The organism is Nonomuraea aridisoli (assembly GCF_003236395.1).
GTDB classification, from domain to species: domain Bacteria; phylum Actinomycetota; class Actinomycetes; order Streptosporangiales; family Streptosporangiaceae; genus Nonomuraea; species Nonomuraea aridisoli.
Map to the genome: position 1 here is coordinate 1 of NZ_POUD01000336.1, position 9,011 is coordinate 9,011.

General features: G+C 71.3%; 9 protein-coding genes. 4 read left to right on the top strand and 5 right to left on the bottom strand.

Annotation, left to right across the window (positions count from 1 at the left end; translation table 11 throughout):
* Positions 1 to 665, top strand: a 665-nt coding sequence (locus C1J01_RS42795) for a 1-phosphofructokinase family hexose kinase (RefSeq protein ID WP_111184759.1), incomplete at its 5' end; no start/stop codon positions are given.
* Positions 666 to 675: 10 nt separating this feature from the next.
* Positions 676 to 1,500: a class II fructose-bisphosphate aldolase gene (locus tag C1J01_RS42800; protein WP_111184760.1), complete on the top strand. Its 825-nt coding sequence runs from the start codon at positions 676 to 678 to the stop codon at positions 1,498 to 1,500.
* On the opposite strand, the gene C1J01_RS42805 is transcribed toward C1J01_RS42800, so the two are convergent.
* The 4 genes from C1J01_RS42805 to guaB form a co-directional block, all read right to left on the bottom strand.
* The gene (locus C1J01_RS42805) at positions 1,490 to 3,226 is read right to left on the bottom strand and encodes a GNAT family N-acetyltransferase (protein ID WP_328589738.1); all 1,737 of its coding nucleotides are present in this window, start codon (positions 3,224 to 3,226) and stop codon (positions 1,490 to 1,492) included. The two genes, C1J01_RS42800 and C1J01_RS42805, sit on opposite strands and share 11 nt — an antisense overlap.
* Before the next feature lie 33 nt (positions 3,227 to 3,259).
* On the bottom strand, positions 3,260 to 3,508 hold the full coding sequence (locus C1J01_RS42810; RefSeq protein WP_111184762.1) for a hypothetical protein: 249 nt from the start codon (positions 3,506 to 3,508) through the stop codon (positions 3,260 to 3,262).
* 61 nt (positions 3,509 to 3,569) lie between these two features.
* Entirely contained in the window at positions 3,570 to 4,691 is a 1,122-nt protein-coding gene (locus tag C1J01_RS42815) for a GuaB3 family IMP dehydrogenase-related protein (RefSeq protein WP_181449273.1), read from the bottom strand.
* A 4-nt stretch (positions 4,692 to 4,695) separates the two neighbouring features.
* Entirely contained in the window at positions 4,696 to 6,177 is a 1,482-nt protein-coding gene (gene guaB / locus C1J01_RS42820) for an IMP dehydrogenase (protein WP_111184764.1), read from the bottom strand.
* Positions 6,178 to 6,666: 489 nt separating this feature from the next.
* Between guaB and C1J01_RS42825 the strand changes: the two genes are divergently transcribed.
* Positions 6,667 to 7,677 carry a helix-turn-helix transcriptional regulator gene (locus C1J01_RS42825; RefSeq protein WP_111184765.1) on the top strand — a complete coding sequence of 337 codons (1,011 nt, stop codon included), beginning with the start codon at positions 6,667 to 6,669 and terminating at the stop codon, positions 7,675 to 7,677.
* Between the two features lie 39 nt (positions 7,678 to 7,716).
* Positions 7,717 to 8,094 carry a DUF5319 domain-containing protein gene (locus C1J01_RS42830; RefSeq protein WP_111184766.1) on the top strand — a complete coding sequence of 126 codons (378 nt, stop codon included), beginning with the start codon at positions 7,717 to 7,719 and terminating at the stop codon, positions 8,092 to 8,094.
* Between the two features lie 109 nt (positions 8,095 to 8,203).
* Here C1J01_RS42830 and C1J01_RS42835 read toward each other — a convergent pair whose 3' ends face one another.
* On the bottom strand, positions 8,204 to 8,839 hold the full coding sequence (locus C1J01_RS42835; protein ID WP_090930520.1) for a sigma-70 family RNA polymerase sigma factor: 636 nt from the start codon (positions 8,837 to 8,839) through the stop codon (positions 8,204 to 8,206).
* Between the last annotated feature and the right edge of the window lie 172 nt (positions 8,840 to 9,011).

Consider the following 9,011-nt stretch of genomic DNA (forward strand, 5'->3'; position numbering starts at 1 on the left):
CCCTCGGGACGCCCGCCACCGCTCCCGAGATCGCGGAGGCACCCGGCGGGGGGCGGACGGCGCTGTTCAACGAGCCCGGCCCCGAAGTGACGGCCGAGGAGCTGGCGGCGTTCACGCGGCACTACATCTCGCTCCTGAACGACGCGCAAGCCGTGGTCATCTCGGGGAGCCTGCCGCGCGGCGTCCCCGCCGACGTCTACGCCACCCTGGCCGCCCTCGCCGCCGAACGGGGCGTCCCGGCGATCGTGGACGCCGACGGCGAGCCCCTGCGCCACGCCCCCGGGGGCCGCCCGGCCATCGTCAAGCCCAACGCGGACGAGCTGGCCAGAGCCGTCCCCGGCGGCACCCCGGCGCAGGGCGCCGAGGCGCTGCGTGAAAGGGGCGCGGGAGCCGTCGTGGTGTCCATGGGCGCCGACGGCCTGCTGGCGGTCACCGGCGAGGGGACGTTCCGGGCACGGATGCCGTACACCGTCCAGGGCAACCCGACGGGCGCGGGCGACGCACTGGTGGCCGGGCTGGCGCTCGGCCTGGTCGAGCAAACCCCGTGGCCCGACCGGCTCAGACGCGCCGCGGCGCTCGGCGCGGCGGCCGTGGCCACGCCCGTGGCCGGGGAGTTCGACCCCGGCGTGTACGCCGCCATCCACCCCCTGATCAGCCTCTCCTGAAGGAGCCCTCATGCCCCTCGCTCCCATCGGCGACATCGTCCACCAGTCCCCCGCGGGGGTGGGCGCGTTCAACGTGATCCAGCTGGAGCACGCCACCGCCGTCGTGGCCGGCGCCGAGGCCGCCGGGCGGCCGGTCGTCCTGCAGATCAGCGAGAACTGCGTCCGCTACCACGGCGCCCTGGAACCCCTGGCGCTGGCCTGCCTCGCGATCGCCCGCCGGGCGGACGTGCCGGTCGCCGTCCACCTCGACCACGCCACCGACCGGGCGCTCGTCGAGGAGGCGGTGGTGCTGGGCCTGGGCTCAGTCATGTACGACGCCTCGGCCCTGCCCGACGAGGACAACGTCCGCGCGACCGCCGAGGTGGCGGCCTTCTGTCACGAGCACGGCGTATGGGTGGAAGCGGAGCTGGGCGAGGTCGGCGGCAAGGACGGCGTGCACGCCCCCGGCGCCCGCACCAAGCCGCACGAGGCGGTCGACTACGTGGCCAGGACCGGCGTGGACGCCCTCGCCGTCGCCGTCGGCACCTCGCACGCGATGACGACGAAGGACGCGGTGCTCGACCTCGATCTCATCGCCGAGCTGCGCGCGGCCGTGCCGGTGCCCCTGGTGCTGCACGGCTCCTCGGGCGTCCCCGACGACACGCTGCGCGAGGCCGTACGCCGGGGCATGAAGAAGATCAACATCGCGACCCATCTGAACAAGGCGTTCACCGGCGCGATCCGCGAACACCTGGGCCGCGACGAGCGCGTGGTCGACCCGCGCAAGTACGTGAAGTCGGGGCGCGACGCGGTGGCCCGCGAGGTCACCCACCTGCTGGGCGTGCTCACGGGCTGAGCGACTTGCGCATCAGCACGGCTTGGCGGCCCTCGATGCCCGCGCGCCTGGTCTCGACGTAGCCGAGCGAGGCGTACAGCCGGATGTTCGACGTCATCTTGACGTTGGTGTAGAGGCGCAGCGCGGGCAGCCCCAGCCTGCGCGCCTCGTCCTCGGCGTAGGCGAGCAGCGCCCGCCCGATGCCCCTGCCGTGCGTCTCCGGACGTACGGCGACGTTCTCCACCAGCAGCGCGCCGTCCTCGGGGACGAGCACGACGAGCCCGTCGAGCGAGTCGGTCACGTGCACCCGGCCGGCCGCGATGAGCGCGCCGTAGTCGGCCTCCAGGGGCAGCGGCCGCACGCCGACGGCCTCGATCCACGGCGTGTACGCGTCGTGGACGAGCTGCTCGACGGCCGCCTGGTCGGCCGGTCCCGCGAGTCTCACGCGCCCAGGGTAGCGAGGGTGCGTCCGGCCTGCCGCAGGAAGGTCCCGGGCGGGTTGCGCGGGCCCTCGTGCGAGAGCAGGAACAACCAGACCAGCGCCTGCAAGCCGCTGAGCGGCCGCGCGCAGGAACGCCCGCTCGACGTCGTTGCCCGACCGCGCGATCGCGGCCTCGTACGCCCGAGCCGCCTCCTCGCTACGGCCCAGCCGCCGCAGCAGATCGGCCCGTACGGCGTGGAACAGGTGGTAGCCGTCCGCGTCGAGGTCGTCCACCAGCCGCAACGCCGCCCGCGGCCCCTCGACCTCGGCCACGGCCACCGCCCGGTTCACCGCGACCACGGGGGTCGGGTCGAGCGTCAGCAGCAGGTCGTACAGCCGCAGGATCTGCCGCCAGTCGGTCTCCCGCGCTCTCGCGGCGTCGCCGTGCACCGCGTTGATCGCCGCCTGCACCTGGTACGGCCCCGGAGTGTCGCGCCGCAGGCACCACCGGACGAGGTCCTGCCCCTCCTCGATCAGCGCCCGGTCCCCCAGCGCGCGGTCCTGCTCGGCCAGCGGCACCAGCCGGCCGTCCGCGCCGGTACGGGCCGGGCGGCGCGCCTCGATGAGCAGCATGAGCGCGAGCAGCCCCTTGACCTCGGGCTCGTCCGGCATGAGCGCGGCCAGCAGCCGCCCCAGCCTGACGGCCTCCGCGCACAGGTCCTCGCGGACCAGCCGGTCGCCCGAGCTGGCCGCGTACCCCTCGTTGAATATCAGATAGACCACGGCCAGCACCGCCCGCAACCGCTCGGGCAGCTCGCCCTCCCCCGGCACCCGGTACGGGATGCGCGCCCGCCGGATCTTGCTCTTGGCCCTGACCAGCCGCTGCGCCATGGTCGCCTCGGGCACGAGGAACGCGCGGGCGATCTCCGCTGTCGTGAGCCCGCCGAGCAGCCGCAACGTGAGCGCCACCTGCGCGTGCACGGCCAGGGCGGGATGGCAGCAGGTGAAGATCAGCCGCAACCGGTCATCGTGGACGGGCCCGTCCGCGGCGACCGGCGGGTCGGCGTCGTACAGCTGAACGGCCTGCACCTGCCGCTCGTGCCGGCTCGACTCCCTCCGCAGCCGGTCGATCGCCCGGTTGCGCGCCGTCGTGATGATCCAGCCCGCCGGGCTCGGCGGCATCCCGGCCTCGGGCCACTGCCGCACGGCCACCGCGAACGCCTCCTGCACGGCCTCCTCAGCGAGGTCGATGTCCCCGAACGCCCGCACGAGCACGGCGACCGCCCGCCCGTACTGCTCACGGAACACCCGCTCGACCGCGCTCAACCCCACACCACCGCTCACCACGTCAACGCAGGCTCAGGGCCTGGCGCCGCGCTCCATGGCCTCGACGGCGTTCTTGGCGGCGAGCAACGACGCGCCCGTGGACTCGCGGTAGATCTTGATGGCCCTGATCGTCTTCCCGTTCTCCAGCGCCCGGTAGAACTCGGCGGACAGCGCCGGCGTGCCGGGACGGGGCTCGGGGAGCGCGGGGTCGACGCCGAGACGGCGCTGCAGCACGGCGACCTGCTGCTCCAGCCGGGCGATCCTCTCTTCAAGGGAATCCATGCCGAAACCCTACGTCACGGCCGCCGCCCTGGCTCTCGCCGGACGACGGCCGGAGAGGACGTCAGCGCTGGATCGGCGCGACGACGACCTCGACCCGCTGGAACTCCTTGATGTCGGAGTAGCCGGTCGAGGCCATGGTGCGCTTGAGCGCGCCCATGAGGTTCATCGAGCCGTCGGCCACGCTCGACGGCCCGTGCAGGATCTGCTCCAGCGTGCCGACGGTGCCGAACTCGACCCGCCGCCCCCGCGGCAGGTCAGGGTGGTGCGCCTCCGAACCCCAGTGGAACCCGTGACCGGGAGCCTCCACCGCGCGGGCCAGCGGCGAGCCCACCATCACGGCGTCGGCGCCGCAGGCGATCGCCTTGGCGATGTCGCCGGACGTGCCCATGCCGCCGTCGGCGATGACGTGGACGTAGCGCCCGCCGGACTCGTCCATGTAGTCGCGCCGCGCCGCGGCGACGTCGGAGATCGCGGTGGCCATCGGCACCGCCACGCCCAGGACGTTACGGGTCGTGTGGGAGGCGCCGCCGCCGAAGCCCACCAGCACCCCGGCCGCGCCCGTGCGCATGAGGTGGAGCGCCGCGGTGTAGGTGGCGCAGCCGCCCACGATGACCGGCACGTCGAGCTCGTAGATGAACTGCTTGAGGTTGAGCGGCTCGGCCCGCCCCGACACGTGCTCGGCGGAGACGGTCGTGCCGCGGATGACGAAGATGTCGACGCCGGCGTCGATGACGGCCTTGTGGTACTGGACCGTGCGCTGCGGCGACAGGCGCACCGCCGTGGTCACCCCGGAGGCCCGGATCTCCTCGATGCGCCGCCCGATCAGGTCTTCCTGGATCGGCGCGGCGTAGATCTCCTGCAGCCGCCTGGTGGCCGCCTCCTGGTCGAGCGCGGCGCACTCCTCCAGCAGCGGGCGCGGGTCCTCGTAGCGGGTCCACAGGCCCTCGAGGTCGAGCGGGGCCAGACCGCCGAGCCGGCCGATCTCGATGGCGGTGGCCGGCGAGACCACGCTGTCCATGGGAGCGACGACCACGGGCAGCTCGAACCGGTAGGCGTCGATCTGCCAGGTGATCGAGACCTCCTCCGGGTCACGGGTGCGCCGCGAGGGCACCAGACCGATCTCGTCAAGCGAGTACGCCCGCCGCCCGGTCTTGCCCCGGCCGATCTCCACCTGCTGAGTCATGGACTTACCTTCTGTGATAGTTCGGAGCTTCCACGGTCATCTGGATGTCGTGGGGGTGACTCTCCTTGAGGCCGGCCATCGTGATCGGCATCAGCTCACAGTCGGTGTGCATCTGCTCGATCGTGCGGCAGCCGGCGTACCACATGCCCTGGCGCAGACCGCCGACGAGCTGGTGGGCGACGGCCGACACCGGGCCGCGGTAGGGCACCTGACCCTCGATGCCCTCGGGGATGTACTTGTCCTCGCCGCCGACGTCGGCCTGGGCGTAACGGTCCTTGCTGAAGGAGGCGCCGCCGCGCTCGCGGTTGCGCACGGCGCCGAGCGACCCCATGCCGCGGTAGGACTTGAACTGCTTGCCGTTGATGAAGATGAGCTCGCCGGGCGACTCCTCGCAGCCGGCCAGCAGCGAGCCGAGCATCACGGTGTCGGCGCCGGCCGCGATGGCCTTGACGATGTCGCCGGAGTACTGCAGGCCGCCGTCGCCGATCACCGGCACCCCGGCGGGCGCGCACGCCTTGGAGGCCTCGTAGATCGCCGTCACCTGCGGCGCGCCGACGCCGGCCACGACCCTGGTGGTGCAGATCGAGCCCGGCCCGACGCCCACCTTGACGGCGTCGGCGCCCGCGTCGACCAGCATCTGCGCGCCGGCCCTGGTGGCGATGTTGCCGCCGATGACGTCGACCTTGCTGTTGGCCTTGACCTTGGCGATCATGTCGGCGAGGCCCTTGGAATGACCGTGGGCGACGTCGACCACCACCACGTCGACCCCGGCCTCGATCAGCGTCTTGGCGCGCAGCTCGGCGTCGCCGCCGACGCCCACGGCCGCCCCGACGGTGAGCCGGCCGTCGGCGTCCTTCGTGGCCAGCGGGTACTGCTCGCTCTTGGTGAAGTCCTTGACCGTGATCAGGCCGCGCAGCCTGCCGTCGCCGTCGACCAGGGGCAGCTTCTCGATCTTGTTCTTCCGCAGCAGGGCGTACGCGTCGTCGCGCGACACCCCGACCGGCGCGGTGACCAGCGGCATGTGCGTCATGACCTCGCGCACGGGCCGCGTCTGGTCGGTCTCGAAGCGCATGTCGCGGTTGGTGACGATGCCGACGAGCGTGCCGGCCGAGTCGGTGACGGGCACCCCGGAGATCCGGTACGTCGCGCACAGCCGCTCGACGTCGGCCAGCGTGTCGTCGGGGCTGCAGGTCACCGGGTTGGTCACCATGCCGGCCTCGGACCGCTTGACGAGGTCGACCTGCTGGGCCTGCTCCTCGATCGACAGGTTGCGGTGGAGGATGCCGATGCCGCCCTGGCGGGCCATGGCGACCGCCATGCGGGCCTCGGTCACGGTGTCCATCGCGGCGGAGATGAGCGGGATGGCCAGCGTGATGCCCCGCGACAGCCGGGAACGGGTGTCGGCCTCGCCCGGCTGCAGGTCGGAATATGCCGGCACCAGCAGCACGTCGTCGAAGGTCAAACCCATCTCGGTGAACTTGGACATGCTGCGGCCCCCTCCTGCCGTTGCGCTGATTGAGCTAAGTCTAGGGCCTGGCTCCAAACCGACTTCGCCGGGCCGCTCACGGCTCGCCGCGCGGGCGTTCGGGGTGCCGGGAGCACGACGACCCCCACGGTCCGACGTACTCCCGGCACGCGAAAAGCGCCGGGGGACGGGACGGTCGGTGATCTGTCCCCTCCCCCGGCCACCGGCGTCCGGGCATGGCGGCGCAAAGCACCACCGAACCCCCCTCCGCGTCCGGATGGACCGCGCTGCCGCGCCCTGACGGACTGCCGACGCTAGGTAAAGCCTGCGTCACTCAACGACATAGGGGCAAGGTGCAAACGTGCAATTGCACGAAGCTGCACGCGCCGCCCGGAACGCCCTGCGGAGCGAGCCGGGGTGAGTCCAAGGAGTCCGCGAAACAAGGGGACAGCGGCGGGGAGCGGGGTTATCCTCGCCGCACGCCCGTATCCCCCCGACGGAGCCGCCCGCATGCGCGACGAGCCGCACACCGTGCCCGATCCCTTCGAGACCCTCGGCCTGGATCCGGCACAGACCGCGCTCTACACCGCGGTCCTGCGTCTGCACAGAGCCACGCGCACCGATCTGGCGCTGGCCATGGACGGGTCCGTCGAGACGGTCGGCCGCCAGCTCGACGACCTCGTCAAGCTCGGGGTCATCGACGAGCGCTCCGGCCACTACCTGCCCCGGCATCCCGCCGCCGCGCTCGGCCGGCTGATCGCCCGGCGGCTCGACCGGCTGGCGGAGGAGAGTCGCATGATCGACTCCGCGCTCGGCTCGATCCGCCACCTGATCCGCGACTACGACGCCGGGCGCGACTATCGCAGCGGCCCTTTCACGGTGGAGATGGCGAGCGGGGCGGACGTACTGTACGAAAGCGTGCTGGGCATCGCCGTGCAGGCACCGCCGATGCAATTGACCACCGCGGTTCCCGACGAGCGCACCATGACCGACTTTACGCGGAAATTTGCGGACCCGTGGATTGATGCGCAGACTCGTGGTCTGCTCCGCGTCCAGGTGATCGTGCCCGTCTCCACGCTCGTGCTGCCCGGCGTCCGCGACCAGCTGACCCGCCTGGTGGAGACCGGCGGCCGGGTGCGCACGCTCGACCGGGTGCCGAGCTGGTTCATGACCGCCGGCGACGAGGTGGCCGGCCTGCCCGCCCACTGGGGCGGCAACCTGCCCGACCACGCCTACAACTTCTATCTCGTACGCACTCCCGTCGTCGTGGGCGTGCTGCGCACGCTCTTCGACGAGCTGTGGTCACGCGCCGTGCCTCTCCTGCGAGGACGCAGGGGCGAGGGGATGATGCAGGTGCTGCGCCTGGCCGCGCAGGGAATGAGCGACGAGTCGATCGCCCGCCAGCTCGGCGTGTCGGTGCGCACCGTCCGCGGCAGGTTCGCCGACGCGATGACCGAGTTGGGGGCCCAATCACGTTTCCACGCGGGCGTGGAGGCCGCCCGTCGCGGATGGCTCAGGTAATAACCACCGCTCGGCCCGCTTCGGTCATATGGTGGGAAGGTGCTGGAAGACGTCCCCCGCGATCCATTCGCGGACGACCCTAACGACCCTTCCTCGGCGATGGGCGACCTCGACGACGCCGAGCCGCTCACCGCGGCCGAGCGCGACGAGGCCATCACGGATCTCGCCGACGTCGAGGTGTTCCGTTCGCTGCTCGAACCGCAAGGGGTGCTGGGGCTCGTACTCGACTGCCCCGAATGCGGCGAGCAGCACTTCTTCGACTGGGAGCTGCTGCGCGGCAACCTCAAACAGATGATCGAGAAAGGCCAGCCGCAGGTCCACGAGCCGGCCTTCCACCCCGACCCGGCAGACTACGTGAGCTGGGACTACGCCAGAGGCTACGTCGACGGCGTCATCGACACCGAAGAACGCCGCTGACCCACGTCGTCGAGCAACGCGGCCAGCAACCGCACGGCCCGATCGCCCGGATCCGGCCTCTCACCACGGCCGAGCGCGTCGAGCAGCGCGTCGGTCTCTTCCTCAGGCGTCAAGCCGACTCCAGCTCGGCCATCTGCCGCAACCTCGCCAGCGCCCGATGCTGGGCGACGCGAACCGCACCCGGTGACATGCCGAGTACATTACCGGTCTCCTCGGCGGACAGCCCCGACACCACCCGCAACAGCAACAACTCCCGCTGATTGTCGGGCAGCCTGGCCAGCAGCCGCCGGGCGTGCTCCACCTCGATGTAGCGGACCACCGTCTCCTCGGGCCCCGGCCCGTCGTCGGGCCCGTCGGGCAGATCCTGAGTCGGTACGGCCGAGCGCACGGAGCTGCGCAACGCGTCGGCCACCTTGTGCGAGGCGATCCCGAACACGAACGACGCGAAAGGCCGGCCCATGTCGCGGTATCGCGGCAGCGCGGACAACACCGCGATGCACACCTCCTGGGCGACGTCGTCGGCAATGTGATATTGCCCCGAAACCCTGCCCAGCCTGGCGCGGCAATAGCGCACCACCATCGGACGCAACTCACCGAGCAGGGATTCGATCGCACTGCGATCTCCCTGTACGGCGAGGCTCGTCAGTTCCCTAAGGTCGGAGTCATCCGTCCGTGCCGGAAGTCTCGACGCGAGCCTTACCCCAATTTTGGCGTCGGCGACGCTTCCCTCGCTCACGATAGGCATGATGCCCGCACTGATCCGGCCTGTCGTCATAGCGAACGGCTACGGATTGGTCACATTGACGCGACGATAACCAAGAGTAATCAGACAGACACACTAAGGCTTATGCCCTGACATAATGTTTCATCCGTTTCCCCGGAATGCGCGACATTTGTCCTGCCTCTTATACACATCT

Bases quoted from the DNA above. Each gene is read 5' to 3' on its own strand.
- C1J01_RS42810 (WP_111184762.1), bottom strand. From the start codon at position 3,508: ATGGATTCCCTTGAAGAGAGGATCGCCCGGCTGGAGCAGCAGGTCGCC.
- C1J01_RS42825 (WP_111184765.1), top strand. From the start codon at position 6,667: ATGCGCGACGAGCCGCACACCGTGCCCGATCCCTTCGAGACCCTCGGC.
- C1J01_RS42815 (WP_181449273.1), bottom strand. From the start codon at position 4,691: ATGACTCAGCAGGTGGAGATCGGCCGGGGCAAGACCGGGCGGCGGGCG.
- C1J01_RS42800 (WP_111184760.1), top strand. From the start codon at position 676: ATGCCCCTCGCTCCCATCGGCGACATCGTCCACCAGTCCCCCGCGGGG.
- C1J01_RS42835 (WP_090930520.1), bottom strand. From the start codon at position 8,839: ATGCCTATCGTGAGCGAGGGAAGCGTCGCCGACGCCAAAATTGGGGTA.
- guaB (WP_111184764.1), bottom strand. From the start codon at position 6,177: ATGTCCAAGTTCACCGAGATGGGTTTGACCTTCGACGACGTGCTGCTG.